Here is a 26,659-nt window from a genome sequence, read left to right as displayed (position 1 = left end):
ACTGGCAGACGACATTGCCCAAGGATTTCATCGGTCGAGGTGATGGTTATCGTCACAGATGCTGAGGTTACGCCATGGTCCAGGAAAAACGACAAATACTGCTGGTGACCGAGTCCAATCCCCAGTCGCAGCTCTTCACCGACTACTTGCACCAGCAGCTCGAGTGTCCGGTGGGGGTCGTGGCGCCAGGCACGGCCTGGAAGCCAAGGGACAACAACGGGGATGTGCTGGTGCTCCTTGACGCTGACCACATGGACGAAGCCTCCATGCAGGCCTGGCAGACCCACCGAGCCGATCACCCCAATATTTCCCTGGCCGCCTTCAACCTGCGGGATGAAGATCATGCCGTCGAGACCCTCTCCGGCATGCACCTCCAGGGCATCTTCTATCGCAACGACCCGCTTCCCCTCATCTGCAAGGGACTCTCCACGCTGCTGGATGGTCAGCTGTGGATGTCACGGCAGCTGATGGCACGCATGCTCGAATTCTATCGCCGCCACCAGATCAATGCCTACCGACCGGCCTGCGGCCTCACCCAGCGGGAACTGGAAATCATCGGCCTGCTGGGATCCGGCGCGTCCAATATGGAAATCGCCGATCGCCTCTTCGTCAGTGAACATACCGTCAAGTCGCACCTCTACAACATCTTCAAGAAGATAGAAGTGCATAATCGCCTGCAAGCCGTCAACTGGGCAAGGCAAAACCTGGGGACCCCTCCTCCGTTGACCGAGCGACGTTCCAACTGCAAGTAATGCCATTCCCCTAGAAAAACAGAGATCCGTCGGTAACGTGAGAGGCGCTTCTGGTCATTATCGAACCAGGAGCCGTATTGTCTTCCCTTGACGCAACGCCAAGGAATCAGTACTGAAGACGCTACAACAGCATCCTGCTCGCTCCATTGATACCTGCTGGCCATCAGACTGCCCAAGCGGTCGGCAGAGCGGGCTCACCTTGCCATGATTCGGCCGCTGAAGCCCCGGCTGACGCGGTCCAGACCATCCTCCTGGAGGATGGTCCGGAGGTCACGGGCCACGAGACGGTCGCCCAAAGCGGTCACGGCGAATACCGACTTCCGTGATCCGTAGCGCACCTGTCGGCCCGGGACCAACGAGGGCGACAATGGCCTGATACGGAACTACGTCCCCAAGGAGTCGGCCTTCTGGCAAGTCACCGAGGGCGAGGTGCGAGCGGTCATCGAGAAGCGCCATGATCACCCGGGGAAACGCCTCGGCTATCGGACGCCGTCCCAGGTATTCCTGGAAGAGGGCCCTGGGGCTGCACTCATGGGTCGAAGTCAGGGATCAATCCACAAGATTCCGTCGTCGTTGCCCCCTGTTGTCATCCAGGGGAACCCGGCACCGGAACCGGAAAAGCGCTGACAAGCCGTTCATTCACGACGAATCCTCCCGCTCCGTGCAGCCCTTCAATGCCGTTCACCGTGGCGCCTTCCCGGCACCTGATTCAGCCGGAACGGCTTGGCCATCAGCAGTAAGCCTTTAGCGGCGTGAGTCTGCGCAAGCTCGGCTTCGTCGAGAATCCCCAAGGCGGAACCCCTCTCCTCGAAGAGTTCGGCGATCGTCCACTTGGGCGGCCTGTGAGTCCGCTGCGTTGCCTGGAACACCATACGATACAGCGGGTCGTCGGCCTGCAGGCAATCGACGTGGATGTTGGCGACCTCGCGGCCAGCCATGTCGACCTGGAGAAGCCTTGGAATCGGGCCGCTTTCGGGAAGACTGCTGTCTCACCTTCCTCGTGCAGCGCGATTGAAGGGAGCTTCCTGGTTACCCGGCCGCCACGGCTGATCAGCCGATGAGACGCCAAGCCCCGCCGCATGGCGGGGAAGCCTCGCCGTGAGACGCCTACGGACCCCGTGGCGGGTCAGGTCCAGTGGGCATGTTCCTGGATCAGACCGGCGAGGGTCTCGCCGGCATTGTCGGCCGTGGTATCCAGGTGAATCAGGTGCAGGCGTTCATCATCGGTGAACTCCTCGAAGCCGGCTCGCTGATGGTGGAGCAAGGCCAGGCCGTCCCGGACGTCGCCGCCTCGTCGGCTGGCCCGCTTGCGGATACGTCGCTCCAGGGTGGCTTCGTCTGCCTCGAAACTGACCAGCAGGATCGGCAGGCCGCGACTCTCCGCCTGGTGACGCAATCGCTTGCGTTGCTCCCGCTTGAGGCAGGTGGCATCGATGCAGACCGGAAAGCCGGCGTCCAGCAGCCTGCCGGCACACTCGGCCAGTTGCCGGTAGGTCCACTCGGTAGCTGCCTCCGAGAAGATATCCACAGCGGGTTCGTCGGCAGTTGCCTGTGGAGACTCGCCCTGCAGGCGCCGGCGCTCCGCATCCGAGCACACCCGAACCGCCCCCAACTGACCGACCAGGGCGCGGGTGAAGCGACTCTTGCCGCTACCGGTCACCCCCACCCCGATCACCAGCGGGGGAAAACGGAACTCGGCATGCTGCTCGGCCAGCGTCAGATAGCGACGACCGGCGCCCATGGTCTCCGCCAGCAGGGCCGGCTGCTCGTCATCGCCGACGGCGTCCTGCCGGCGCCTCAGGGCCCGCCTCGCGCCGGCCAGGCACTCGATCACCCGGAACATCGACAGCAGACGAGGCATGCCATAGTCGCCGGACACCCGCAGGTAATGATCGAGCGCCCAGTTGGCCAGGCGCGACTCGCCACGGATCTCGAGCCCGACCAGCAGCGAGGCCAGGTCGCATCCCGGATCCAGCATGACCTGCGCACCATGGCCCTCGAGGTCACGGTCGATGGCATTGGCCATCAATACACGGCCCTCTTCCACCAGGCGACTGTATGGATGGTCACAGGCCCAGCTGTGCGGCAGCCAGTAGTCTCCCCGGGACTGCAGCACCGGGGTCAGGCGCTCGAGGCTCTCCTGCAGCCAGCGCGCCAGCCCGGCCAGGCGCAGGCGGTCCTCGTCACCGGCCATCAGCGACTCCAGGGCCTTCACCTCGGCATCGATACGCTCACCGACTGCCGCCGGGGTGGCCGAGGCGACCCGATCCTGACCGCGATGCGCGCGGTGCCAGCCGCTGAGCCGCTCGACCACGTCCTGTAGGGAGACGTCCTCCCTGGCGGTCGTGGCCTCTCGGGGATGTCGCTGATTCATCGCACTCTCCTTACTGTGCCACCGGGCGCGGGTCACGCCTGGCGCATCGACGCGAAGGCCGCCTCGGCCGCGTCCAGGGTCAATTGGATATCCTCGGGTGCATGGGCACTGGACATGAAGCCGGCCTCGAAGGCCGAGGGCGCCAGATACACGCCGTGATCCAGCATGGCGGCGAAGAAGCGGCGGAAGGCGTCGCCATCGCAGGCGGTGGCCTGGGCGAAGTTGTCCACCCGGCTCTGGCCGGTGAAGAACAGTCCGAACATGCCCCCCACGTGCTGGGTGATCATGTCGATGCCGGCGGCGTCGGCACGCGCCTGGAGGCCATGGCAGAGCGTTTCCACGCGCTGCGCCAGGGCATCGTGGAAGCCGGGCTCGCGCAGCTTGGTGAGCAGCGCGATGCCGGCCGCCATGGCCAGCGGATTGCCCGCCAGGGTGCCGGCCTGGTAGACCGGCCCCAGCGGCGAGATGTTCGCCATGATCGCCTGGCGACCGCCGAAGGCCCCGACCGGCATGCCACCACCGACGATCTTGCCCAGGCAGGTCAGGTCCGGCTCGACGTGGTAGTGCGCCTGGGCCCCGCCCATGGCCACCCGGAAGCCGGTCATCACCTCGTCGAAGATCAGTACGCTGCCGTGCTGGTCGCAGACCCGACGCAGGGTCTCGAGGAAACCGGGCTGCGGCGGGATGCAGTTCATGTTGCCGGCCACCGGCTCGACGATGATGCAGGCCACCTCGTCGCCGATCTCCTCGAAGCAGGCCTCGACGGCATCCGGGTCGTTGTAGGACAGGGTCACGGTGTGCTCGGCCAGCGAGGCCGGCACGCCGGGGGAACTGGGCTCGCCATGGGTCAGGGCGCCGGAACCGGCCTTGACCAGCAGGGAGTCGGAGTGGCCGTGGTAGTTGCCCTCGAACTTGACGATCTTGTCACGCCCGGTATACCCGCGAGCCAGGCGGATCGCCGACATGGTGGCCTCGGTACCGGAATTGACCATGCGCACCATCTCGATGCTGGGGATCATCTCGCAGATCAGGTCGGCCATGGTGGTCTCGATGGCCGTCGGCGTGCCGAAGGACAGGCCATCGTCGAGGCGTTCGCGCACCGCCCCCAGCACCTCGGGATCGGCATGACCGGTGATCATCGGCCCCCAGGAGCCGACGTAATCGACGTAGCGCTTGCCCTCGACATCGAACAGATAGGCACCCTGGGCACGCTCCATGAAGACCGGGGGGCGTTCCAGCCCCTTGAAGGCACGCACCGGCGAATTGACGCCGCCGGGAATGTGTCGGCAGGCCCGTTCGAAGAGCTGTGCGGATGTGGTCATGTCAACCCCTTTGCTGTTGAACGAATATGGCTCGTCGGCCGGAAAGCCCCGTGGCACGGCGCCCCGGCCTGTGGATAAATCTCTGGATAAGCTTTTGGCGACCGGTGACCAGATGGTGAATATCGCCGAAATGCCTCGCTTCTTCCCGAAACCCTCCCGCTGGTCCTATTCTCGATGCAGTTGCCCTGGATGGCCAGCCCATGCCCGATTCGCCTCAGCCCTCCAGGGTCACCGGCAGGCGCCACAGCCGACGCGGCAGTCGCTGATCCCGTCCCGGCTGCCAGCCATGGGCCAGGGCCTGCCAGGTGAAGGCCTGGGCCTGCTGGCAGGCGCCGACCAGTGACTCTCCCTGTGCCAGGCGAGTGGCCAGGGCCGCCGCCAGGGTACAACCGGAGCCGTGGAACTGACCGGGCAGGCGAGGCCAGCTCCACTGGCGGTCGCCATCCGGGGCGTGAAGGGTGTGCACCACCCGCTCGGGGGCGGTACGCACGTCGGGGTCGTCGGTACCGGTGACCAGCACGCCCTGGCAGCCCAGGTGCATCAGGTTCACCGCACGCTGGGTCTCGTCCAGGCAATCGGCGTCGGCCAGGCGAGCGAGTTCCTGGCGATTGGGGGTGAGGATATCCACAAGGGGCAGCATGCGCCGCCGGAAGGCCGTCACCAGGCCCTCTGTGGACAACTCCTTGCCCCCGCCGGCCCGCAGGACCGGATCGACCACCACCGGCACTCCCGGGCGGCGGGCGATGATCTCCACCACGGCCTCCAGGGTCTGCGGAGACGCCAGCAGGCCGACCTTGATGGCGGCGATCTCGATGCCCTCCAGGGCGGACGCCATGTCACGGATGGTGTCCGCCGCCACCGGCTGCACGGCCGTGACATCGCGACAGTTCTGTACCGTCAGGGCGGTGGGGATGGTCAGCGCCCAGCCGCCGCAGGCCGCCACGGCCTCGGCATCGGCCACCAGGCCGGCGCCGCCGGTGGGATCGTGGCCACTGAGGACCAGCACCATGGGCAGGTGGGGGATCGTTTCCTGGGATGGCGACATCAGAACGGCTTCACGACGGCGAGGATGACGATCGCCAGCAGGGCGAACACGGGCAACTCGTTGAAGACGCGGAAGAAGCGCTGACCGCGGCGGCAGCGGTCGGCGGCGAGTTGCTTGAGATAGACCAGGCAGACATGGTGGTAGCCGACCAGCACCACCACCAGGGCGAGCTTGACGTGCATCCAGCCCTGGCCGAGCCAGCCGGGGTTGAGCAACAGCAGGGCGCCGCCCAGCACCAGCACGGCGATCATCGACGGCGTCATGATGCCGCGATAGAGCTTGCGCGCCATGACGGTGAAGTAGTCGGTGGCCTGCCGATCCCCCCGGTCCCGGGCCATGGCGTGGTAGACGTAGAGCCGCGGCAGGTAGAAGAGGGCGGCAAACCAGGTCACCACGGCCACCAGGTGCAGGGCCTTGATCCAGGGATACATGTCGCTTCCTTAGGCTGGGGGTGTGTCGCTGTAGCGGTAGTAACGCTCGATGGCGTCCCGGGTGATGATACCGGAAATCCGCTTCTGCTTCGGCCGGTGACCGTGCTCGACGTAGAGCGCGTCGACGGCCTTGTCGTTGAGCCGGATGAAGGCCTCCGAGAGCGTGGCCTGCAGGTGGATCGGGGCCATGTCCAGGCGCTGGCCGGGGATCTCCAGCAGATCCAGCTTGCCGTCCTTGCCGATCTTGTCATCGTCATCATGCTCGAGCATCCAGCGGGCCAGGTCCGCGGCCTTGAGCGCCAGGGCGGATCTGTCGGCGCTGGTAGATTCGATGACCACCCACACCGGCTTGGCCTCCAGCAGGGCACTGGCCTGTTCCCGGGTCACCCGGCGACCGGTACGCACCAGGTCACGCTCCATCACCGCCGGCACCGAGACTCGCGAGAGGGCCTGCATCAGGGGCTGTTGCAACGGATGCAGGCCATGCCGGGTAACGCTGATGAAGAAGCCGTCGCAGCCGCACAGCTGACGCGAGGTCAGCCCGGCCACCACCACGGCCAGCATGCCCGGCAGGATCAGGTTGGGGTTGTGGGTCAGCTCGAGCAGCGCCATCAGCGCGGCCAGCGGCGCCTGAAGCACGGCGCCCATCATCGCCGCCATGCCGAGCATGGCATAGACCTCGGGACCGGCGGCCAGCGCCGGCATCAGCTGGGCACCGAGCAGCCCGCACAGGGCGCCGGCGGCGCCCCCCGCCACCACGATCGGGCCGATGATGCTGACCGGGATGCCGCAGGCCACGGCGCCGGCGGTCAGCAGCAGCTTGCCGATGGCCACCGCCAGCAGCACGTCCAGGCTCAGCTCGCCGGCCAGGGTCAGGCCCAGGGTGTCGTAGCCCATGCCCTGCACCTGGGGATACCACCAGGCGACCGCCCCGACCAGGCTGCCGGCCAGGGCGAAGCGGGCCGCCATGGGCAGGCCATCGAGCCGCACGCCGGAGCGGGCCACCCGCACGAAGAGACCGGCCAGCAGGCCGATGACCAGGGCGCTGACCACGATCCAGGGCAGGTTGAACAGCGAGCCCAGTGCCACGCCGGTCTCCTGGAAGGGGCGCTCGAAGCCGTACACCGCCTGCGCCACCACCGCCCCCATGGTCGACGCCAGGATCACCGGCATGAAGCCGGTGATGGTGTACTCCATCATCACCACTTCCATGGCGAAGATGACCCCGGCGATGGGCGTGTTGAAGGACGCCGAGATGCCCGCGGCGGTGCCGCAGGCGACCAGCACGCGCAGGCTGTTGTGGGGCAGCCGCAGGCGCTGGCCCAGCCCACTGCATGCCGCCGCGCCGAGATGGATGGCCGGGCCCTCGCGCCCCGCGGAGAGCCCGCCCAGCACCGAGATCAGCCCCACCCACCACTGGGCCAGCCAGTTGCGCAGCGGGAAGCGCCCCTGGTGGTAGGTCAGACGGGAGATGACATGGGCCACGCCGATCTGGCGGCCGGCGACCGGCTGGCGCCATAACCACAGGCCGATCAGCGCCACCGCCAGCAGCGGCAGCAGCGCCCGGGCGGTTGGCGCCAGGCCCTCGAAGGCCTCGGGGTTGCCGTCGGGCAGGAAGGTCATGGCCCCGAGGGCCAGCAGCAGGCGGAAGCCCACCATCAGGCCGCCGGTGATCAACCCCGACACCACCCCGAGCACGCACAGCTGGGGGAGGGCATCGACACTGGCCAGCCGGCGACGAAAGCGGTCCATGCTGTAAAGGGATAACGGCAGACGCGGCAAGCTGACCTTCCTGTTCGTCCAGGCGACAAGGGCCCACCCGGCGGTGGGTGGAACACGCCTCTCTTGTGTATCATATCCAGTCACAGAGGTCCCAGCGTCCCACAACGAGGTGTCCATCGTGATCAAGGTCGGAATCGTCGGCGGCACCGGTTACACCGGTGTCGAACTGCTCAGGCTGCTGGCCCGCCACCCCGAGGTGCGCATCGAGGCCATCACCTCGCGCAGCGAGGCCGGCCTCGGCGTCAGCGAGCTCTACCCCAACCTGCGCGGCCACTACGACGAGCTGCGCTTCAGCGAACCGGATCCCGCTCGGCTGGCGGCCTGCGATGCCGTCTTCTTCGCTACCCCCCATGGCGTGGCCCATGCCCTGGCCGGCGAGCTGCTCGAGCGCGGCACCCGGGTGATCGATCTCTCGGCGGACTTCCGCCTGCGCGATGCCGTCGAATGGGAGCACTGGTACGGCCAGCCCCACGGTGCCCCCGAATTGCTCGACGGCGCCGTCTACGGCCTGCCCGAGGTCAATCGCGAGCGCATCCGAAAGGCCCGGTTGATCGCCGTGCCCGGCTGCTATCCCACCGCGGTGCAACTCGGCCTGTTGCCGCTGCTGGAAGCCGGGCTGATCGACGTCGAGCACCTGATCGCCGACTGCAAGTCCGGTGTCACCGGCGCCGGTCGCGGGGCCAAGGTGCCCTCGCTGCTGGCCGAGGCCAGCGAGTCGATGAAGGCCTACGGCGCCTCCGGGCACCGCCACCTGCCCGAGATCCGCCAGGGCCTGGGCGATGCCGCCGGCGGCCCGGTGGGCCTGACCTTCGTGCCCCACCTGACGCCGATGATCCGCGGCATCCACGCCACCCTCTACGGGCGCCTCAGCGGCGAGCCGGGCGACCTGCAGGCGCTGTTCGAGCGGCGCTTCGCCGACGAGCCCTTCGTCGACGTGATGCCGGCCGGCAGCCATCCCGAGACGCGCAGCGTCAAGGGTGCCAACGTCTGCCGCCTGGCCGTGCATCGCCCCGGCGACGGCGACACCGTGGTGGTGCTCGCGGTGATCGACAACCTGGTCAAGGGCGCCTCCGGGCAGGCCGTGCACAACCTCAACCTGATGTTCGGCCTCGACGAGCACGCCGGCCTCGACGCCCCGGCGATGATGCCCTGACAGCAAGAGAACGGAGGGCGATCAGAGTGGCACATTGCGAGGAGCGCCGGGGGTAGGCCGCCTGCAGTTGAGTAGCGAGGGGCACCGGGGACAGGTCGTAGAGGGGGTCCTACGCCAAGGATGGCGTCGGTAGCGCCCAGGGAGGGGTTCACAGCGCCCCCTCCTAGACCTGTCGACGGATCAGCCCCGAGCGGCAACGCTAACTGCGATAGCCCTGAGGCTGCCTCATCAATAGTTGACCCTTTTGCTGGGGGTTGTGGATAATCGTCGTCCTGCACGACATTCACCGATTCCGGGGAGGTCACCCATGAGCGGTGCCGCATCCTTCGTTCCCACCCCCTTGCTGCTGTCCGACAGCGCCAAGGCGCGGCTCCATGCGCTGATCGAGGAGGAGGGCAACCCCCGCCTCAAGCTGCGGGTCTACGTGACCGGCGGCGGCTGCTCGGGCTTCCAGTACGGCTTCGACTTCGCCGATGACATCGCCGAGGACGACACCCTGGTCGAGTTCGGCGAGGTGGCGCTGGTGGTCGACCCGCTGTCCTACCAGTACCTGGTCGGCTCCACCGTCGACTACGAGGAAGGCCTGGCCGGCGCCCGCTTCCTGATCCAGAACCCCAATGCCACCACCACCTGCGGCTGTGGCGCCTCCTTTATGGTCTGATACTTAGCGTTGAGTCGACCGCTTTGCGGCACTTGACGCTTTCCCCACGACTCGCCATGGTTGATTAGGTACTCCACAACAAATCTTCCATGGAGAGTCACATGACACGTCACCTGAAGGCGGCCTCGCTGGCTTCCTGTCTGGGCCTGACCCTGGGCCTGACTGCCACCGCCGGCGCCGACAACCATGTGCTCGATGTCGTTACCGACCCGAGCTTCGTGCCCTTCGAGATGATGGACCAGGAAACCGGCGAGATGGTCGGCTTCGACATGGACATCATCGCCGAACTCGCCGAACGCGCCGGTTTCGACTACAACCTGCGCACCATGGACTTCAACGGCATCATCCCCGCCGTGCAGACCGGCAACGTCGACATCGCCATCGCCGGTATCACCATCACCGACGAGCGCGCCGAGATCGTCGACTTCTCCGATCCCTACTACGACAGCGGCCTGCGCATCCTGGTCGGCGCCAACGACGACAGCGTCGAGACCGTCGAGGACCTGGAAGGCAAGAAGATCGGCACCAAGATCGGTTCCACCAGCTACGACTACCTGGAGGAGAACCTCGGCGAGTCCGCCGACATCACCCCCTATCCGGGCTCGAGCGACATGTACATGGCACTGCTCGGCGGCAGCGTCGATGCGGTCTTCTACGATGCCCCGAACGTCGGCTACTTCTCCCAGACCCGCGGCGAGGGCCGCACCAAGGTCGTCGGGCCGCTCTACGAGGGCCAGCAGTACGGCATCGTCTTCGTCCAGGGCAGCGAGTGGGTGGAGCCCGTCAACGAGGCCCTGGCGGCCATGAAGGAAGACGGCACCTACGACGAGATCCACGCCAAGTGGTTCGGCAGCCCCAGCGGCGAATGACGCTGACGCTCGCCTGATGACGGGGTCGGGTCCCAAGACCCGGCCCCGTTGCGTTGCGACCCCGGCGTCGCGGCACCGCTTCTGCATGACGCACCCTGACGGAGATCCCTCTTGGACGTCACCTTCCAATTCGACTGGCAGGCGGCCTTCGCCTCCATCCCGCACCTGCTGACGGGTATCCCCTACACCCTGCTGATCTCCTTCGGCGGGCTGGCCATCGGTTTCATCATCGGCATCGTCTTCGGCCTGCTGCGCATCAGCCCGCTCTCCTGGTTGCGCTGGCCGGCCGTGGCCTATATCGAGATCTTCCGCGGCACCCCGGTCCTGGTGCAGGTGCTGTTCATCTTCTACGGCCTGCCGCAGCTGCTCGGCGGCCCCATCAACGCCCTGGTCGCCGGCATCGCGGCGATCGCGGTGAACTCCGGGGCCTATATCTCGGAGATCGTCCGCGGCGGCGTGCAGTCCATCGAGCGCGGCCAGCGCGAGGCCGGCCTGTCCCTGGGGTTGTCCCGGCGCCAGACCTTCCGCTACATCATCTGGCCCCAGGCCTTCCGTCGCATGATCCCGCCGCTGGGCAACCAGGGCATCATCAGCATCAAGGACACCTCGCTGTTCTCGGTCATCGGTGTCGGCGAGCTGGTCCGCCAGGGCCAGGTCTACATCGCCACCACCTTCAATGCCCTGGAGGTGTACCTGATGGTCGCCATGCTCTACCTGGTGATCACCCTGTCGCTGTCGGTGGCGCTGCGCTTCCTGGAGCGCAAGGGCCTGGTCGGACAATAAGGAATGCGAGACATGAACCAAGAGACGTCCACCTCCGGCGGCGAGCCCATCGTGCGCCTGGACAAGGTCAACAAGCACTTCGGCAGCCTGCACGTCCTCAAGGACATCGACCTCGAGGTCACCCCCGGCGAGGTGGTGGTGATCATCGGCGCCAGCGGCTCGGGCAAGTCCACCCTGATTCGCTGCATCAATGGCCTCGAGGAGTTCCAGCAGGGCAGCCTGGAGGTGGACGGCAAACCCCTGCTGCCGCACGGCAAGGCCACCAAGGCGCTGCAGAAGATCCGCACCGAAGTGGGCATGGTGTTCCAGCAGTTCAACCTCTTCCCCCACCTCAGCGTGCTCGACAACGTCACCCTGGCCCCCATGAAGGTCCGCGGCTGGAGTCGGGCCGATGCCACCGAGATCGCCGAGCGGCTGCTCGAGCGGGTCGACATCAGCGACCAGGCCGCCAAGTATCCCGGCCAGCTGTCCGGCGGCCAGCAGCAGCGGGTGGCCCTGGCCCGGGCCCTGGCCATGGAGCCCCGGCTGATGCTCTTCGACGAGCCCACCTCGGCGCTGGACCCGGAGATGATCGGCGAGGTCCTGGATGCCATGCGCGAGCTCGCCAACGAGGGCATGACCATGATGATCGTGACCCACGAGATGGGCTTCGCCCGGGAGGTCGCCGACCGGGTGATCTATATCCACAAGGGGGAAATCGCCGAGGAGGGCCCCCCCGAGACGATCTTCGATTCGCCCCGGGAGGAAGCCACCCGGAACTTCCTGGCCCGGGTGTTGAAGCACTGAGGTCACGCCTCGCGCCCGGCACAAAGGCCCTGTCGACCCCGACAGGGCCTTTTTTTGGCCTGTGGACAAGATCGCCGGCCGGGACGGGGCAATCCGTCCCCAGCGCCCATGCTGCCGGGGCTGGGGATGAACCACGGCAGTTGTTCACAGCCACGGTGACAAGCGCGGTAGGCGGCGGTGGACAAGCGGTGACTCGCCACGCCTGTGGGCAACCCGGCCTTTCGTCCACAGCTCCCGAACATCTCCTCCGCAGGCGGCACGCCGCTTTTCCTTGTCTTGGTCAACAATTCAAGCTGTTGTTGTAAATAGAATAAAACGGCTTATCCACGGAAAGTATCCACACCAATAGTCACTACAACAACAGAACTTCTCTTTCTTATTCTATGTATTTGTCTAATGGGGTCTCGGGATGACGCCGGCTCGGACTTCCGGGTGTGGAAAACCCTGACGATTACCCACAGGAGGGTTATACTGGCTGGCTGATTTCATACCCCCGATTCGCAATATCGGCGCGGGCGCGCCGAACGAGGTGAACCTTGGAGTACCCCGACCGCTTCGACGTCATCGTCATCGGTGGCGGTCATGCGGGGACCGAAGCCGCCCTGGCCTCGGCCCGCATGGGCTGCCGGACCCTGCTGCTCAGCCACAACATCGAGACCCTGGGACAGATGTCCTGCAATCCCGCCATCGGCGGGATCGGCAAGAGCCATCTGGTCAAGGAGATCGATGCCCTCGGCGGGGCCATGGGCCTGGCCACCGACCTGGGTGGCATCCAGTTCCGGGTGCTCAACGCCCGCAAGGGGCCTGCGGTGCGCGCGACCCGCGCCCAGGCCGATCGGGTCCGCTACAAGGCGGCGATCCGCGGCATGCTGGAGAACCAGCCCAACCTGACGCTCTTCCAGCAGGCCGCGGGCGACCTGATCGTCGACGGCGACACGGTACGCGGCGTGGTCACCGAGACCGGGGTGCGCTTCCTCGGCGAGAGCGTGGTGTTGTGCACAGGTACCTTCCTCGGCGGGGTTATCCACATCGGCCTCGATCACAGTCGCGGCGGCCGGGCCGGCGACCCGCCCTCCAATGCGCTGGCCGAGCGACTGCGGGCCCTGCCGTTCCGGGTCGATCGCCTGAAGACCGGCACGCCGCCGCGACTGGACGCCAAGAGCGTGGATTTCTCGGTGCTCGAGGAGCAGCCCGGCGACAGCCCCACCCCGGTGATGTCCTACCTCGGCAACCGCGACATGCACCCGCGCCAGGTCAGCTGCCACATCGCCCACACCAACGAGCGCAGCCACGAGATCATCCACGCCAACCTGGATCGCTCGCCGATGTTCTCGGGCACCATCGAAGGCGTGGGGCCGCGCTATTGCCCGTCGATCGAGGACAAGGTGCACCGCTTCGCCGACAAGGCCAGCCACCAGATCTTCATCGAACCCGAGGGACTGGACACCCACGAGCTCTATCCCAATGGCATCTCCACCTCGCTGCCCTTCGACGTCCAGCTGCGGGTGGTACGCTCGATCCGCGGACTGGAAAACGCCCATATCACCCGGCCCGGCTATGCCATCGAGTACGATTTCTTCGATCCGCGGGACCTGAAGCACTCCCTGGAGACGAAATTCATCCACAACCTGTATTTCGCCGGACAGATCAACGGCACCACCGGGTACGAGGAGGCCGGTGCCCAGGGGCTGCTGGCCGGGCTCAACGCGGCACGCCGTGCCCGGGGCCTGGACGCCTGGTGGCCGCGGCGCGACGAGGCCTACCTGGGCGTGCTGGTGGACGACCTGATCACCCTGGGCACCAGGGAGCCCTACCGGATGTTCACCTCCCGGGCGGAATATCGCCTGCTGCTGCGCGAGGACAACGCCGACCTGCGCCTGACCGAGGCCGGTCGCGAGCTCGGCCTGGTGGACGAGGCGCGCTGGTGCGACTTCAGCACCAAGCGCGAGGCCATCGAGCGCGAGAGCGCCCGCCTCAAGGCCAGCTGGGTGCAGCCCGGCAGCGAGGCCGCGGCGCGGGTCGCCGCCAAGACCGGCAAGCCGCTGCCCCGCGAGTACAGCCTGATGGACCTGCTCAAGCGCCCGGAGCTCGGCTACGCCGACGTGGCGGACCTGCGCGGCGAGCCGGTGACGGACGAGCGGGTCGCCGAGCAGGTGCAGATCCAGGCCAAGTACCAGGGCTACATCGACCGGCAGCAGGACGAGATCGACAAGCTCAAGCGTCACGAGGCCACGCGACTGCCCGAGGACCTGGACTATGCCCGGGTCGAGGGGCTGTCCCACGAGATCCGCCAGAAGCTCACCGAGGCCCGGCCGGAGACCCTGGCCCAGGCCTCGCGGATCTCCGGCGTCACCCCGGCGGCCGTCTCGATCCTGCTGATCCACCTCAAGAAGCGTCGCCTGCTCGATGACAGCCGGGTGGCCAACGGATGACGATCGACGACCCGCGACTCGAGCACCGCCTGGAAGGCGGGCTGGACGAACTCGGCCTGCGCGTGGACCAGCCCCGCCGCGACCGGCTGCTGGCCCTGGTGGGGCTGTTGCACAAGTGGAATCGCGCCTATAACCTCACCGCGGTACGCGATCCCGAGGAGATGGTCACCAAGCACCTCCTCGACAGCGCCGCCGTGCTGCCCTTCGTCAGCGGGCCGACGGTCCTCGATGTCGGTGCCGGCCCCGGCCTGCCGGGCCTGGTGCTGGCGATCCTGGCCCCCGAGCTGCGCGTGACGCTGCTCGACAGCAATGGCAAGAAGGTCCGCTTCCAGCGCCAGGCGGTGATGGAGCTGGGGCTGACTAACGTCACCCCGGTGCAGGCTCGGGTCGAGGCTTTCGCGCCGCCCGCGGGAGGCTTCGACCAGGTGATCTCCCGGGCCTTCGCCAGCCTCCAGGACTTCGTGGCGTTGAGCGAATCGTTGCCGAGCGTGGACGGGCAATGGCTGGCCATGAAGGGGCCTGCCGTGGAAGATGAACTGGGCGGGTTACCCGACGACGTGGTGCCGGTCGCCTGCCACGAGCTCGCGGTGCCCTTCGAGGCCGGCAGCCGCCGGCTCGTGATCCTCGAGCGCACTCATACCATCCAGGGCCGCCCCTGAGGCGTCCGTCACTCGCAAGGAAGTCGCCGTGACCAAGATCATCGCCTTGACCAACCAGAAGGGGGGCGTGGGCAAGACCACCACCGCCGTCAACCTGGCCGCCAGCCTGGCGGCGCTGGACCGTCGCGTGCTGCTGGTCGACCTGGATCCCCAGGGCCATGCCACCATGGGCAGCGGCGTCGACAAGCACGAGCTGGATGGCAGCGTGCTCGACGTGGTGCTCGGCGAGCGCCGCTCCAGCGAGGTCATCCTCGACTGCGCCGAGGCGGGCTATGCCCTGCTGCCCGGCAACGGCGACCTGACCGCCGCCGAGGTGGAGCTGCTGGATCGTGACGAGGGGCGCGAGCAGAGCCTGGTCAAGGCCCTGTCCGAGGTGGCCGATGAGTATGACGTGGTGCTGATCGACTGCCCGCCGTCGCTCAACATGCTGACCGTCAACGGATTGACCGCGGCGGACGGCGTGCTGATCCCCCTGCAGTGCGAGTTCTATGCCCTGGAGGGGCTCTCGGCGCTGCTCGACACCGTGGAGCAGATCAAGGACAGCGTGAACCCGCGCCTCGAGATGTTCGGCATCCTGCGCACCATGTTCGATTCCCGCAACAGCCTGACCCGGGATGTCAGCAAGCAGCTGCGCGACTACTTCGGCGATGCCCTGCTCAAGACCACCATCCCGCGCAACGTGCGGGTCGCCGAGGCCCCCAGCCACGGCCTGCCGGTGACCAAGTACGCCCGCTTCTCGCGGGGTAGCCAGGCCCACCGGGTACTGGCCAAGGAACTGATCCGCCGACTGTCGCTGTAACCCGAGCACCTATTCCGCTCTTAGTGATGAGGGATTGTCGATGACGCGTAAACGCGCCCTGGGACGCGGCCTGGATGCCCTGATCGGCGCCAACGCCCGTCGCCGCGAAAGCCTGGACCTGCCCGAGCTCGACGCCACGCTGCAGGACGGCGAGCTGAACGGCGCGGACCCCGAGGTCGCCGGCGTCGAGGAACGCCTCGAGCGCCTGCCGCTGGGCCAGCTGTCCCGCGGCAAGTACCAGCCCCGTCGGGACATCCAGCCCGAGGCCCTCGAGGAACTGGCCGACTCGATTCGCGCCCAGGGGGTCATGCAGCCCATCGTGGTACGGCCGACCGGGGAGCAGCGCTACGAGATCATCGCCGGCGAGCGGCGCTGGCGGGCCGCCCAGCTGGCCGAGCTCGACGTCATCCCCGCGGTGGTGCGCGAGGTCAGCGACGAGGTCGCCCTGGCGCTCGCCCTGATCGAGAACATCCAGCGCGAGAACCTCAATCCCATCGAGGAGGCCATGGCGCTGAAGCGGCTGCTCGACGAGTTCGAGCTGACCCAGCAGCAGGCCGCCGATGCCGTGGGCCGTTCCCGGGCCCAGGTCGCCAACCTGCTGCGCCTGCTGGCCCTCGATCCCGAGGTGCAGACCCTGCTCGAGCGCGGCGACCTGGACATGGGCCATGCCCGGGCCCTGTTGGCGCTGTCCGGGGCCAAGCAGCGCAAGGCCGCCCACGAGGTGGTCAACAAGGATCTCACCGTGCGGGCCACCGAGGCGCTGGTGAAGCAGCTGAGCAGCGGGGAGGCGAAGAAGGCCGAGACCCCGTCGCCGAGCCCGGACGTGGCTCGCCTGGAGACACGCCTGGCCGACCTGCTCGGTGCCCCGGTGAAGATCCAGCATGGCCGCGGCGGCAAGGGGCGCGTGACCATTCGCTACGCCAGCCTCGACGAGCTGGACGGCATCCTCGAACACATCCGCTGAGCGAACCGCTCGAGCGACGCGAAAGCGATTAGCGGGCTAAACAACATCGCGGATCTTTTCTCGACTTTTAGTCGTAAGCTGGCGCGATATCGCGCGAAATCGGCCCGTGATCGGTTGAAGCCTTGAAGGGGCTTCCCTATAATCGCGCCGGACCCGCCGTTGGTTGAGACGGCGGGTCTCGAGACAGGCGGGACGCCAAGCATCGGCAGAGTTCACGGAGACCCCATGGCAGCCAGCATCAAGCGTCCCAGCGTCCGACGACTGCTCCTGGTGCAACTCGCCGTGGTCTGTCTCGCGACGGCGCTCGGCGCGGCCTCCGGCGGTGGCCCCGTCGCCCTGTCGGCGCTGCTGGGGGGGATGGTGGCCTTCCTGCCCAATGCCTATTTCGCCTGGCGAGTCTTCCGCTATCAGGGGGCTCGGTATTCCAGGAAAATCGTCAACGGCTTCTATCGCGCGGAAGCCGGGAAGTTCGGTTTGACGGCGGCTCTGTTCACCCTGGTGTTCGTCACAGTGCCCCCCTCAAACCCCGCTTTCTTCTTTGGCGCTTACGTGGTGACGCTGTTCGTCCACTGGCTGGGTCCCTGGCTCCTTGGGCGACCGTCACACACCTGAAATCGAGGCAGATCATGGCAGGCAACAACCCGACTCCGACGGAGTACATCAAGCACCACCTGCAGAACCTGACCTTCGGGAATCATCCGGAGCACGGCTGGAGCATCGCCCATTCGGCCGACGAGGCCGCCGAGATGGGCTTCTGGGCCATCCACCTCGACACCCTGGGCTGGTCGATCGGTCTCGGCCTGGTGTTCATGCTGCTGTTCCGCCAGGTGGCCCAGCGCGCCACCACCGGCATTCCCGGTGGCGTGCAGAACTTCGTCGAGCTGATGGTCGAGTTCGTCGACAACTCGGTCAAGGACACCTTCCACGGCAAGAGCAAGCTGATCGCGCCGCTATCGCTGACGATCTTCTGCTGGGTGTTCCTGATGAACCTCATGGACCTGGTGCCGGTGGACGTCCTGCCCATGCTGGCGCAGAAGGTCGGCGCCATGTTCGGGGCCGACCCCGCCCACGTCTACTTCAAGGTCGTGCCGACCACCGACGTCAACGCCACCCTCGGCATGTCGCTGTCGGTCTTCGCCCTGATCATCTTCTATACCATCCGCGAGAAGGGCTTCTCGGGCTTCATCGGTGAGCTGACCCTGCACCCGTTCAATTCGCCGAACAAGCTGGTCCAGGCGCTGTTCGTGCCGGTCAACTTCCTGCTCGAGACCGTGACCCTGATCGCCAAGCCGATCTCGCTCGGTCTGCGTCTGTTCGGCAACCTCTACGCCGGCGAGCTGATCTTCATCCTGATCGCCATGATCGGGCTGTGGCAGCTGCCGCTGCATTTCCCCTGGGCGGTGTTCCACATCCTGGTCATCACCCTGCAGGCCTTCATCTTCATGATGCTGACCATCGTCTATCTCGCCATGGCGGTGGAAAAGCACTGACCGCTCAACCCTTAACCCACTCACCCTTAACCATTAACCACTAAACGAAAACTGGAGAGACCACCATGGAAGCACAAGTTCTGGGTATGACCGCCATCGCCGTGTCCCTGCTGATCGGCCTGGGTGCACTGGGCACCGCCATCGGCTTCGGTCTGCTGGGCGGCAAGTTCCTGGAAGGCGCCGCGCGTCAGCCGGAAATGATCCCGATGCTGCAGGTCAAGATGTTCATCGTCGCCGGCCTGCTGGACGCCGTGACCATGATCGGTGTGGGTATCGCGCTGTTCTTCACCTTCGCCAACCCGTTTGTCGGTTAAACCGCGACGGTCGCAAGACCCGTCGTGACGTTAACCCCAAACCTGTGACGCGAGAGGTGCTGGCGTGAACCTGAACCTAACCCTGATCGGCCAGGCTATCGCCTTTGCGTTCTTCGTCTGGTTCTGCATGAGGTTTGTCTGGCCGCCGGTCATGCAAGCCCTGCAGGAACGTCAGAAGAAGATCGCCGATGGCCTGGATGCTGCGAGCCGTGCTTCACGCGATCTCGAACTGGCCGAAGAGCAGGCCAACGAGACGCTGCGCGAGAGCAAGGAGCAGGCGGCCGAAATCCTGGAGCAGGCCCACAAGCGGTCCAACCAGATGATCGACGAGGCGCGTGAGCAGGCCCGCCAGGAAGGCGAGCGCATGATCACGCAGGCCAAGTCCGAGATTGAGCAGGAAATCAACCGCGCGAAGGATGAACTGCGCAGCCAGGTGTCGCGGCTCGCCGTCGTGGCCGCGGAGCGCATCCTGGAGTCCGCCATCGACGAGAAGCAGCACGGCAAGCTCGTTGACAAACTCGCCGAAGAGCTCTGAGGAGGTGACCCATGGCGGAACTGTCAACCGTCGCTCGCCCCTACGCCAAGGCGGCCTTCGAACACGCCGTTGAGAACAAGGCGCTCACCGACTGGTCCGGCATGCTCGCCACCGTGGCGCAGGTCGTCGCCGACGACGACATGCGCCGCCGGGTGCTGAGCAATCCGCGCCTGACCAGCGCGCAGAAGGCGGATGCCCTCGTCGACATCTGCGGCGACGCCGTCGATGACGGCGTCCGCAACTTCCTGCGCCTGATCGGCCAGAAGGGGCGCCTGGCGGCCCTGCCTGCCATCGCCGAGCAATTCGAACTGCTCAAGGCCCAGCAGGAGAAGCGCATGGACGTGAACATCGTCTCCGCCTTCCCGCTGGACGACGGGCAGCAGGACAAGCTGGCGAGCGCGCTGGCCAAGCGTCTGAACCGCGAAATCTCCATTACCACTCAGGTGGATTCCACCCTCCTGGGGGGCGTCATCCTGCGCGCCGGCGACACCGTCATCGACGGGTCGGTCCGCGGTCGACTGAACCGCCTCCACGAGGCCCTTTCCGCCTGAGTCTGAGGGACATGGCATGCAGCAACTGAATCCTTCCGAGATCAGCGACATCATCAAGCAGCGTATCGAGAAGCTGGATGTCGCATCCGAAGCCCGTAACCAGGGCACCATCGTCAGCGTGTCTGACGGTATCGTGCAGATCCACGGCCTCGCCGACGCGATGTTCGGCGAGATGATCGAGTTCCCCGGCGGCATCTTCGGCATGACGCTCAACCTCGAGCGCGACAACGTCGGCGCCGTGGTGCTGGGCGACTACCTGCAGCTCGAAGAGGGCATGACCGCCCAGTGCACCGGCCGCATCCTCGAAGTGCCGGTGGGCCCCGAGCTGCGCGGCCGCGTGGTCGACGCCCTGGGCAACCCCATCGACGGCAAGGGCGACATCAACGCCAAGATGACCGATGCGGTGGAGAAGGTCGCCCCCGGCGTCATCACCCGCCAGTCCGTCGACCAGCCGATCCAGACCGGCTTCAAGTCCATCGACGCCATGGTGCCGATCGGCCGCGGCCAGCGTGAGCTGATCATCGGCGACCGCCAGATCGGCAAGTCCGCCATCGCCATCGACGCGATCATCAACCAGAAGGGCAAGGACGTCACCTGCGTCTACGTGGCCATCGGCCAGAAGCAGTCGACGATTGCCAACGTGGTGCGCAAGCTCGAAGAGCACGGCGCCATGGAACACACCATCGTGGTCGCCGCCGGCGCCGCCGACCCGGCCCCGATGCAGTTCCTCGCCGCCTACTCCGGCTGCACCATGGGCGAGTACTTCCGCGACCGCGGCGAAGACGCCCTGATCGTCTACGACGACCTGTCCAAGCAGGCCGTGGCCTATCGTCAGGTCTCCCTGCTGCTGCGTCGTCCGCCGGGCCGCGAGGCCTTCCCGGGTGACGTCTTCTACCTCCACTCCCGCCTGCTCGAGCGTGCCGCTCGCGTGAACGCCGACTACGTCGAGAAGTTCACCAATGGCGAGGTGAAGGGCAAGACCGGCTCGCTGACCGCACTGCCGATCATCGAGACCCAGGGCGGCGACGTCTCCGCCTTCGTGCCGACCAACGTGATCTCCATCACCGACGGCCAGATCTTCCTCGAGACCGACCTGTTCAACTCGGGCATCCGTCCGGCCATCAACGCCGGCCTCTCGGTGTCCCGTGTCGGTGGTTCGGCCCAGACCAAGGTCATCAAGAAGCTCGGCGGCAGCGTGCGCCTGGCCCTGGCCCAGTACCGCGAACTGGCGGCCTTCGCCCAGTTCGCCTCCGACCTGGACGAGGCCACCCGCAAGCAGCTCGAGCACGGTCAGCGCGTCACCGAGCTGATGAAGCAGCACCAGTACTCGCCGATGTCCGTGGCCGAGATGGCCGTCTCCCTGTATGCCGCCAACGAGGGCTACCTGGAGGACGTCGACGTCAAGAAGGTGCTGGACTTCGAGCGTGCCCTGCAGGACTTCATGAAGTCCGAGTACGCCGAACTGCTCGACAAGGTCAACCAGACCGGCGACTACAGCGACGAGATCAAGAATGGCCTGAAGGAAGGTCTCGACAAGTTCAAGGCGACTCAGAGCTGGTAATCCCGTCGGCCCGTTTCCGCCAGGGGGCGGGCCCTGGAGCTTTCTGAGGCCACGAACAAAGGTAGATCGCTATGGCAGCTGCAAAAGAGATACGCACCCAGATCGGCAGCATCAAGAACACGCAGAAGATCACCAGTGCCATGGAGATGGTCGCTGCGTCGAAGATGCGCAAGGCGCAGGACCGGATGAAGGCCAGCCAGCCCTACGCCAAGCAGATCCGCAACGTCGTGGGCCACATCGCCGATGCCAACCCGGAGTACAAGCATCCGTGGATGGAGGAACGCGAGGTCAAGCGGGTCGGCTACATCGTGGTATCCAGTGACCGCGGCCTGTGTGGCGGCTTGAACGTCAACCTGTTCAAGTCCGTCGTCCGGGAGGCCAAGGCCTGGCGCGACAGCGGCGCGGAACTCGACTTCTGCGCGCTGGGCAGCAAGGCCACCACCTTCTTCCGCAAGTACGGCGGCAGCCTGGTCGCGGCCAAGAGTGGCCTGGGCGAGGCCCCGTCGCAGGACGACCTGATCGGCAGCGTGAAGGTGATGCTGGATGCGTACGACGAGGGCAAGCTGGACCGCCTCTACGTGGTGTTCAACGAGTTCGTCAACACCATGACCCAGAAGCCGGTGGTCCGTCAGCTGCTGCCCCTGTCTCCCGAGATGGGCAACGATGCGCCGATCGAAGAACACAAGCGTCCCGGTAGCTGGGACTACCTGTATGAGCCGGATGCCAAGGAGCTATTGGATAGCCTGCTCGTGCGTTTCGTCGAGGCGCAGGTCTATCAGGCGGTGGTCGAGAACGTGGCCTGCGAGCAGGCCGCGCGCATGATCGCGATGAAGAGTGCCACCGACAACGCCGGCAATCTGATCGACGACCTGGAGCTGGTGTACAACAAGGCCCGTCAGGCGGCCATCACCCAGGAAATCTCCGAGATCGTCGGTGGCGCCGCCGCCGTATAGCCCGGGGGAGGGCGTGACCCTCCCGGCAAGCAGGTTTCATTTGCAGGTATTTGAGAGGAACCAAGATGAGCGGACGTATCGTACAAATCATCGGCGCGGTGATTGACGTAGAGTTTCCGCGGGACGATGTTCCCAAGGTCTACGACGCGCTGAAGGTCTCCGACAAGGAGACCGTTCTCGAGGTCCAGCAGCAGCTGGGCGACGGCGTGGTGCGCACCATCGCCATGGGCTCCACCGAGGGCCTCAAGCGCGGCATGGACGTCGCCAACACCGGCGCGGCCATCTCCGTGCCGGTGGGCAAGGCGACCCTGGGCCGCATCATGAACGTGCTGGGCGAGCCCATCGACGAGGCGGGCGAGATCGGCGAAGAAGAGCGCATGCCGATCCACCGCAAGGCACCGGGCTATGCCGACCAGGCGGCCACCAGCGAGCTGCTGGAGACCGGCATCAAGGTCATCGACCTGGTCTGCCCCTTCGCCAAGGGCGGCAAGGTCGGCCTGTTCGGCGGTGCCGGTGTCGGCAAGACCGTCAACATGATGGAGCTGATCCGCAACATCGCCACCGAGCACAGCGGCTACTCCGTGTTCGCCGGTGTCGGCGAGCGGACCCGTGAGGGCAACGACTTCTACCACGAGATGGAGGAGTCCAACGTTCTCGACAAGGTGTCGCTGGTCTACGGCCAGATGAACGAGCCCCCCGGCAACCGCCTGCGCGTGGCCCTGACCGGCCTGACCATCGCCGAGAAGTTCCGCGATGAAGGCCGCGATGTGCTGCTGTTCGTCGACAACATCTACCGCTACACCCTGGCCGGTACCGAGGTCTCGGCGCTGCTGGGCCGCATGCCTTCCGCGGTGGGCTATCAGCCGACCCTGGCCGAGGAGATGGGCGTCCTGCAGGAGCGCATCACCTCCACCAAGACCGGCTCCATCACCTCCGTGCAGGCGGTGTACGTGCCCGCGGACGACCTGACCGACCCGTCCCCGGCGACCACCTTCTCGCACCTGGACGCCACCGTGGTACTGGCGCGCTCCATCGCCGAGCTGGGCATCTACCCGGCCATCGACCCGCTGGACTCCACCTCGCGTCAGCTGGATCCGCTGGTCGTCGGCGACGAGCACTACAACACCGCCCGCGGTGTGCAGGGCGTGCTGCAGCGCTACAAGGAGCTCAAGGACATCATCGCCATCCTGGGCATGGACGAGCTGTCCGACGACGACAAGCTGGCCGTCTCCCGGGCGCGCAAGATCCAGCGCTTCCTGTCGCAGCCGTTCTTCGTCGCCGAGGTCTTCACCGGCTCTCCCGGCAAGTACGTGTCGCTGAAGGAGACCATCCGTGGTTTCCAGGGCATCCTCGACGGCGAGTTCGACGAGCTGCCGGAGCAGGCCTTCTACATGGTCGGCACCATCGACGAGGCCGTCGAGAAAGCCAGCCAGATGAAGTAATCCCTCCACCTGGGAGACGTCATCATGACGAAAAGCTTCAATTGCGAGATCGTCAGCGCCGAGGCGTCGATCTTCTCCGGTACCGCCGAGCAGGTCGTGGCGACCGGGCGCATGGGGGATCTCGGGATCCTGGCCGGTCACACGCCGCTGCTCACCGAGCTGGCCCCCGGTCCGGTCCGCATCGTCCTGGGGGGAGGTGACGAGGATCACTTCTACGTCTCGGGCGGCTTCCTCGAGGTGCAGCCCGACGTGGTCACCGTGCTGGCCGATACGGCCGTGCGCGCCGATGACCTCGACGAGGCCGCCGCCGAGGAGGCTCGCCAGCAGGCGCTCAAGGCGATGGACGAGAAGTCCGCGGAGATGGACTACACCCGTGCCGCGGCCGAGCTGGCCGAGGCCATGGCCCAGCTGCGCACCATCCAGCAGCTGCGCCGCAAGGTGGGCCGGAGCTGATCCAGGGCTCCTGCCATGTTTGACGATCGCGCCCCCCGGACTCGTGTCGGGGGGCGCTTTCGTTGCCGTTGCCTGCCCGTCCGGGCATCGCAAGGACGCGTCCGATGCCACTCGATGATGCCCTGATCCCGCACAAGACCGCCCTGCTGGCCGCCCTGGAGGCGGACGACCGCGCGCGTCTCGATGCCCAGTTGCCCGAGCTGCGCTCCGCCGATATCGCCGAGATCCTTCAGGAGCTGCTGGAGGACGACGATGTGCTGCGCGGGCGCGCCCTGCTGGATTGCCTGCCCCTGGAGCGGCGGGCCAGCGTGGTCGGCCACCTTCATGCCGAGGAGCAGCTCGTCATCGCCGAGGCGATGGGTGATGACGTCTTGCTGGCGGTACTGGAGGAGATGGGCGCCGACGAGCGTACCGACCTGTTCAAGGTGCTCGGCGAGGACCGTCGCGAGGCCCTGCTGCGGCGCATGGCACGCCAGGAACGCGAGGACCTCAAGCGCCTGGCCAGCTACGAGGAGGGCACCGCTGGGGCGCTGATGACCTCCGACTATGTGGCGATCCCCGCCGGCATGACGGTGTCCCGGGCGATGATGCGGGTGCGCCAGACGGCGCCGGATGCCGAGACCGTCTACCAGCTGTACGTGATCGATCCCGAGGGCCGGCTGGCGGGGACCATGTCGCTGCGCCAGCTGATGGTGGCGCGGCCCGGGGCCCGGGTCGACGAGCTGATGATCCGCGACGTCATTCATACCACGGTGGACACCTCCCAGGAGGAGGTGGCGCGGATCGTCGCCCGCTATGACCTGCTGGCCGTGCCGGTGGTCGACGAGGCCAGGCGCCTGGTCGGCATCGTCACCCACGACGATGCCATGGACGTGGTGGAGTCCGAGGCCACCGAGGATATCCACAAGGGGATGTCCATCGGCCAGCTGGAGGATGGCGTCGGGCGGGTACCGCTGGCCAGCCTGTACCGCAAGCGGGTCACCTGGCTGGTACTGCTGGTGTTCGGCAATCTGTTCTCCGGCGCCGGCATCGCCTACTTCGAGGACACCATCGCCGCCCAGGTGGCGCTGGTGTTCTTCCTGCCGCTGCTGATCGGCAGCGGCGGCAATGCCGGTGCCCAGGCCGCCACCCTGATGGTGCGCGGCATGGCCACCGGCGACGTCGGCGTCAAGGACTGGGGCAAGCTGCTGGGGCGCGAGCTGCTGGTGGCCGGCTCGCTGGGCCTGACCATGGCCCTGGCCGTGGCGCCGATCGGGGTGATCCGTGCCGGCGAGGCGGTGGCCCTGGTGGTGGCGGTGAGCATGATTGCCATCGTGCTGTTCGGCAGCCTGCTCGGCATGTGCCTGCCCTTCGTGCTCGACCGCCTGGGCTGGGACCCGGCCACCGCCTCGGCGCCGCTGGTGACCACCCTGATCGACGCCTCGGGCGTACTGATCTACTTCAGTCTCGCCACCCTGATCCTGTCCGCCGGCTAGAGGGATATCGCCGGCAACGGTGCTCGGGGCCGCCCCGTCGACGGGGTTCTCGGCGATCCTTCGAGTCGTCCCCGGCACCGCTCAGCGGTGCCCATGGTGATGGCCATCGTCCGTCGTCAGCGGGCGGACAGCGGGGCCCCGAGCGTGTATTCTTGCTTCGCCCGAAAGCCGTTTCCCAGCGTCACACAGGATACTTCCATGGATTGGTTACAGATTGTCCTGCTCTCCCTGATCCAGGGACTCACCGAGTTCCTGCCGATTTCCAGTTCCGCCCATCTGATCCTGCTGCCGGTATTGACCGACTGGTCCGACCAGGGCCTGGCCTTCGACGTGGCCCTGCACCTGGGCAGCCTCGCCGCGGTGGTGCTGTACTTCCGCCACGAACTGGTCACCATGGTCGGCAGTTGGGGGCGCAGTGTGGCGGGACGCGGCACCGACGAGGATGCCCGCCTGGCCTGGTGGGTGATCCTGGCGACCGTGCCGGTGGGCCTGGTCGGGCTCGCCTTCAAGGACAGCATCGAGGTGGTGATGCGCTCGCCGCTGGTGCTCGCCGGCGGGCTGATCGTCTTCGGCCTGCTGCTCGGCTTCGCCGACTGGCGGCATCGCGGGGCGCGCAACGAGTATCGCATGCACTGGCGCGATGCCCTGTGGATCGGTCTGGCCCAGGCCATGGCGCTGATCCCCGGGACCTCGCGGTCGGGCATCACCATGACCGCGGCGCTGCTGCTGGGCCTGAACCGCGAGGCCGCGGCGCGTTTCTCCTTCCTGCTGTCGATCCCGGTGATCGTGCTGGCCGGCGGGCTCGAGGCGCTGAGCCTCGCCGAATCGCCGGTCCCGATCGCCTGGCTCGACCTGGCGGCGGGCACGCTGCTGTCCGGCATCAGCGCCTATCTGTGCATCCACTTCTTCCTGGTGTTCATCAAGCGGATCGGCATGCAGCCCTTCGTGGTCTATCGACTCATCCTCGGGGGCGCCCTGATCTGGCTGTTCGGCTGAGAGCACATTCATCGAGCCAGGCTCGGGGGAGATGAGCTTTCCCGGCGGCAAGCTTGGCGAGGGCGCTGTAAACCCAT

Annotated in this window: 27 protein-coding genes; 22 read left to right on the top strand and 5 right to left on the bottom strand. The window is 66.5% G+C overall.

Annotation, left to right across the window (positions count from 1 at the left end; genetic code table 11):
* The first annotated feature begins 74 nt into the window (after positions 1-74).
* Positions 75-752 (top strand): LuxR C-terminal-related transcriptional regulator, encoded by a 678-nt coding sequence (locus QWY76_RS08160; protein ID WP_290310634.1) that lies wholly within the window; start codon positions 75-77, stop codon positions 750-752.
* Positions 753-1,504: 752 nt separating this feature from the next.
* Positions 1,505-1,813, top strand: coding sequence for a sigma 54-interacting transcriptional regulator (locus QWY76_RS20090; RefSeq protein ID WP_353960396.1), 309 nt, complete (start codon positions 1,505-1,507; stop codon positions 1,811-1,813).
* 65 nt (positions 1,814-1,878) lie between these two features.
* Here the strand turns inward: QWY76_RS20090 and QWY76_RS08150 are convergent, their stop codons facing one another.
* From QWY76_RS08150 to QWY76_RS08130, 5 genes are all read right to left on the bottom strand, one after another.
* Entirely contained in the window at positions 1,879-3,126 is a 1,248-nt protein-coding gene (locus tag QWY76_RS08150; protein ID WP_290310632.1) for a P-loop nucleotide/nucleoside kinase family protein, read from the bottom strand.
* A gap of 32 nt (positions 3,127-3,158) precedes the next feature.
* Entirely contained in the window at positions 3,159-4,448 is a 1,290-nt protein-coding gene (hemL, locus tag QWY76_RS08145) for a glutamate-1-semialdehyde 2,1-aminomutase (RefSeq protein WP_290310631.1), read from the bottom strand.
* Between the two features lie 214 nt (positions 4,449-4,662).
* Positions 4,663-5,493 carry a bifunctional hydroxymethylpyrimidine kinase/phosphomethylpyrimidine kinase gene (thiD, locus tag QWY76_RS08140; protein WP_290310630.1) on the bottom strand — a complete coding sequence of 277 codons (831 nt, stop codon included), beginning with the start codon at positions 5,491-5,493 and terminating at the stop codon, positions 4,663-4,665.
* Positions 5,493-5,924, bottom strand: a complete 432-nt coding sequence (gene hemJ / locus QWY76_RS08135) for a protoporphyrinogen oxidase HemJ (protein ID WP_290310629.1) — start codon at positions 5,922-5,924, stop codon at positions 5,493-5,495. Before hemJ ends, thiD begins: the two co-directional genes overlap by 1 nt.
* Before the next feature lie 9 nt (positions 5,925-5,933).
* Positions 5,934-7,706: a chloride channel protein gene (locus QWY76_RS08130; protein WP_290310628.1), complete on the bottom strand. Its 1,773-nt coding sequence runs from the start codon at positions 7,704-7,706 to the stop codon at positions 5,934-5,936.
* A 118-nt stretch (positions 7,707-7,824) separates the two neighbouring features.
* Here QWY76_RS08130 and argC point away from each other — a divergent pair, with 118 nt between their 5' ends.
* The 20 genes from argC to QWY76_RS08030 all read left to right on the top strand — a co-directional run bounded on the left by argC (position 7,825) and on the right by QWY76_RS08030 (position 26,582).
* A complete protein-coding gene (gene argC, locus QWY76_RS08125) occupies positions 7,825-8,859 on the top strand; it encodes an N-acetyl-gamma-glutamyl-phosphate reductase (protein WP_290310627.1) in 1,035 nt (344 codons plus the stop codon).
* 307 nt (positions 8,860-9,166) lie between these two features.
* The gene (gene erpA / locus QWY76_RS08120) at positions 9,167-9,520 is read left to right on the top strand and encodes an iron-sulfur cluster insertion protein ErpA (protein ID WP_290310626.1); all 354 of its coding nucleotides are present in this window, start codon (positions 9,167-9,169) and stop codon (positions 9,518-9,520) included.
* Between the two features lie 101 nt (positions 9,521-9,621).
* Positions 9,622-10,389: a transporter substrate-binding domain-containing protein gene (locus QWY76_RS08115; RefSeq protein WP_290310625.1), complete on the top strand. Its 768-nt coding sequence runs from the start codon at positions 9,622-9,624 to the stop codon at positions 10,387-10,389.
* 111 nt (positions 10,390-10,500) lie between these two features.
* Positions 10,501-11,172 (top strand): amino acid ABC transporter permease, encoded by a 672-nt coding sequence (locus QWY76_RS08110; RefSeq protein ID WP_290310624.1) that lies wholly within the window; start codon positions 10,501-10,503, stop codon positions 11,170-11,172.
* Positions 11,173-11,184: 12 nt separating this feature from the next.
* Complete coding sequence (locus QWY76_RS08105; protein ID WP_290310623.1) at positions 11,185-11,958, top strand: amino acid ABC transporter ATP-binding protein; 774 nt, start codon at positions 11,185-11,187, stop codon at positions 11,956-11,958.
* A gap of 536 nt (positions 11,959-12,494) precedes the next feature.
* The gene (gene mnmG, locus QWY76_RS08100; RefSeq protein WP_290310622.1) at positions 12,495-14,390 is read left to right on the top strand and encodes a tRNA uridine-5-carboxymethylaminomethyl(34) synthesis enzyme MnmG; all 1,896 of its coding nucleotides are present in this window, start codon (positions 12,495-12,497) and stop codon (positions 14,388-14,390) included.
* Positions 14,387-15,049 carry a 16S rRNA (guanine(527)-N(7))-methyltransferase RsmG gene (gene rsmG / locus QWY76_RS08095; protein WP_290310621.1) on the top strand — a complete coding sequence of 221 codons (663 nt, stop codon included), beginning with the start codon at positions 14,387-14,389 and terminating at the stop codon, positions 15,047-15,049. The genes mnmG and rsmG overlap by 4 nt, the downstream gene beginning before the upstream one ends.
* Positions 15,050-15,077: 28 nt before the next feature.
* Positions 15,078-15,848, top strand: a complete 771-nt coding sequence (locus QWY76_RS08090; protein WP_290310620.1) for a ParA family protein — start codon at positions 15,078-15,080, stop codon at positions 15,846-15,848.
* 40 nt (positions 15,849-15,888) lie between these two features.
* Positions 15,889-16,812, top strand: a complete 924-nt coding sequence (locus QWY76_RS08085) for a ParB/RepB/Spo0J family partition protein (RefSeq protein ID WP_290310619.1) — start codon at positions 15,889-15,891, stop codon at positions 16,810-16,812.
* Positions 16,813-17,037: 225 nt separating this feature from the next.
* The gene (locus QWY76_RS08080; protein ID WP_290310617.1) at positions 17,038-17,424 is read left to right on the top strand and encodes a F0F1 ATP synthase subunit I; all 387 of its coding nucleotides are present in this window, start codon (positions 17,038-17,040) and stop codon (positions 17,422-17,424) included.
* Between the two features lie 14 nt (positions 17,425-17,438).
* Positions 17,439-18,302 carry a F0F1 ATP synthase subunit A gene (gene atpB, locus QWY76_RS08075; protein WP_290310616.1) on the top strand — a complete coding sequence of 288 codons (864 nt, stop codon included), beginning with the start codon at positions 17,439-17,441 and terminating at the stop codon, positions 18,300-18,302.
* 65 nt (positions 18,303-18,367) lie between these two features.
* On the top strand, positions 18,368-18,616 hold the full coding sequence (gene atpE / locus QWY76_RS08070) for a F0F1 ATP synthase subunit C (protein ID WP_126482095.1): 249 nt from the start codon (positions 18,368-18,370) through the stop codon (positions 18,614-18,616).
* Positions 18,617-18,680: 64 nt separating this feature from the next.
* Complete coding sequence (locus QWY76_RS08065; protein ID WP_183383126.1) at positions 18,681-19,151, top strand: F0F1 ATP synthase subunit B; 471 nt, start codon at positions 18,681-18,683, stop codon at positions 19,149-19,151.
* Positions 19,152-19,162: 11 nt separating this feature from the next.
* A complete protein-coding gene (locus tag QWY76_RS08060; protein WP_290310615.1) occupies positions 19,163-19,702 on the top strand; it encodes a F0F1 ATP synthase subunit delta in 540 nt (179 codons plus the stop codon).
* A gap of 16 nt (positions 19,703-19,718) precedes the next feature.
* A complete protein-coding gene (atpA, locus tag QWY76_RS08055; RefSeq protein WP_290310614.1) occupies positions 19,719-21,263 on the top strand; it encodes a F0F1 ATP synthase subunit alpha in 1,545 nt (514 codons plus the stop codon).
* 71 nt (positions 21,264-21,334) lie between these two features.
* Entirely contained in the window at positions 21,335-22,216 is an 882-nt protein-coding gene (gene atpG / locus QWY76_RS08050; RefSeq protein ID WP_290310613.1) for a F0F1 ATP synthase subunit gamma, read from the top strand.
* Between the two features lie 65 nt (positions 22,217-22,281).
* Complete coding sequence (gene atpD / locus QWY76_RS08045; RefSeq protein ID WP_290310612.1) at positions 22,282-23,658, top strand: F0F1 ATP synthase subunit beta; 1,377 nt, start codon at positions 22,282-22,284, stop codon at positions 23,656-23,658.
* A gap of 24 nt (positions 23,659-23,682) precedes the next feature.
* Positions 23,683-24,111 carry a F0F1 ATP synthase subunit epsilon gene (locus QWY76_RS08040; RefSeq protein WP_290310610.1) on the top strand — a complete coding sequence of 143 codons (429 nt, stop codon included), beginning with the start codon at positions 23,683-23,685 and terminating at the stop codon, positions 24,109-24,111.
* 104 nt (positions 24,112-24,215) lie between these two features.
* Entirely contained in the window at positions 24,216-25,586 is a 1,371-nt protein-coding gene (gene mgtE, locus QWY76_RS08035) for a magnesium transporter (protein WP_290310609.1), read from the top strand.
* A gap of 198 nt (positions 25,587-25,784) precedes the next feature.
* A complete protein-coding gene (locus tag QWY76_RS08030; protein WP_290310608.1) occupies positions 25,785-26,582 on the top strand; it encodes an undecaprenyl-diphosphate phosphatase in 798 nt (265 codons plus the stop codon).
* Positions 26,583-26,659: the final 77 nt, after the last annotated feature.

The organism is Halomonas maura, from assembly GCF_030409305.1.
GTDB lineage: Bacteria > Pseudomonadota > Gammaproteobacteria > Pseudomonadales > Halomonadaceae > Halomonas > Halomonas maura.
Note: the sequence above shows the minus strand (reverse complement) of the source record. Positions and strands in the feature narration are given on the sequence as shown.

Coding starts and splice junctions, on each gene's coding strand:
- QWY76_RS08060 (WP_290310615.1), top strand. CDS start 19,163: ATGGCGGAACTGTCAACCGTCGCTCGCCCCTACGCCAAGGCGGCCTTC.
- hemJ (WP_290310629.1), bottom strand. CDS start 5,924: ATGTATCCCTGGATCAAGGCCCTGCACCTGGTGGCCGTGGTGACCTGG.
- QWY76_RS08150 (WP_290310632.1), bottom strand. CDS start 3,126: ATGAATCAGCGACATCCCCGAGAGGCCACGACCGCCAGGGAGGACGTC.
- QWY76_RS08030 (WP_290310608.1), top strand. CDS start 25,785: ATGGATTGGTTACAGATTGTCCTGCTCTCCCTGATCCAGGGACTCACC.
- QWY76_RS08040 (WP_290310610.1), top strand. CDS start 23,683: ATGACGAAAAGCTTCAATTGCGAGATCGTCAGCGCCGAGGCGTCGATC.
- atpB (WP_290310616.1), top strand. CDS start 17,439: ATGGCAGGCAACAACCCGACTCCGACGGAGTACATCAAGCACCACCTG.
- QWY76_RS08160 (WP_290310634.1), top strand. CDS start 75: ATGGTCCAGGAAAAACGACAAATACTGCTGGTGACCGAGTCCAATCCC.
- QWY76_RS08105 (WP_290310623.1), top strand. CDS start 11,185: ATGAACCAAGAGACGTCCACCTCCGGCGGCGAGCCCATCGTGCGCCTG.
- atpG (WP_290310613.1), top strand. CDS start 21,335: ATGGCAGCTGCAAAAGAGATACGCACCCAGATCGGCAGCATCAAGAAC.
- QWY76_RS08085 (WP_290310619.1), top strand. CDS start 15,889: ATGACGCGTAAACGCGCCCTGGGACGCGGCCTGGATGCCCTGATCGGC.
- QWY76_RS08080 (WP_290310617.1), top strand. CDS start 17,038: ATGGCAGCCAGCATCAAGCGTCCCAGCGTCCGACGACTGCTCCTGGTG.
- atpA (WP_290310614.1), top strand. CDS start 19,719: ATGCAGCAACTGAATCCTTCCGAGATCAGCGACATCATCAAGCAGCGT.
- thiD (WP_290310630.1), bottom strand. CDS start 5,493: ATGTCGCCATCCCAGGAAACGATCCCCCACCTGCCCATGGTGCTGGTC.
- erpA (WP_290310626.1), top strand. CDS start 9,167: ATGAGCGGTGCCGCATCCTTCGTTCCCACCCCCTTGCTGCTGTCCGAC.
- hemL (WP_290310631.1), bottom strand. CDS start 4,448: ATGACCACATCCGCACAGCTCTTCGAACGGGCCTGCCGACACATTCCC.
- QWY76_RS08115 (WP_290310625.1), top strand. CDS start 9,622: ATGACACGTCACCTGAAGGCGGCCTCGCTGGCTTCCTGTCTGGGCCTG.
- rsmG (WP_290310621.1), top strand. CDS start 14,387: ATGACGATCGACGACCCGCGACTCGAGCACCGCCTGGAAGGCGGGCTG.
- mgtE (WP_290310609.1), top strand. CDS start 24,216: ATGCCACTCGATGATGCCCTGATCCCGCACAAGACCGCCCTGCTGGCC.
- atpD (WP_290310612.1), top strand. CDS start 22,282: ATGAGCGGACGTATCGTACAAATCATCGGCGCGGTGATTGACGTAGAG.
- atpE (WP_126482095.1), top strand. CDS start 18,368: ATGGAAGCACAAGTTCTGGGTATGACCGCCATCGCCGTGTCCCTGCTG.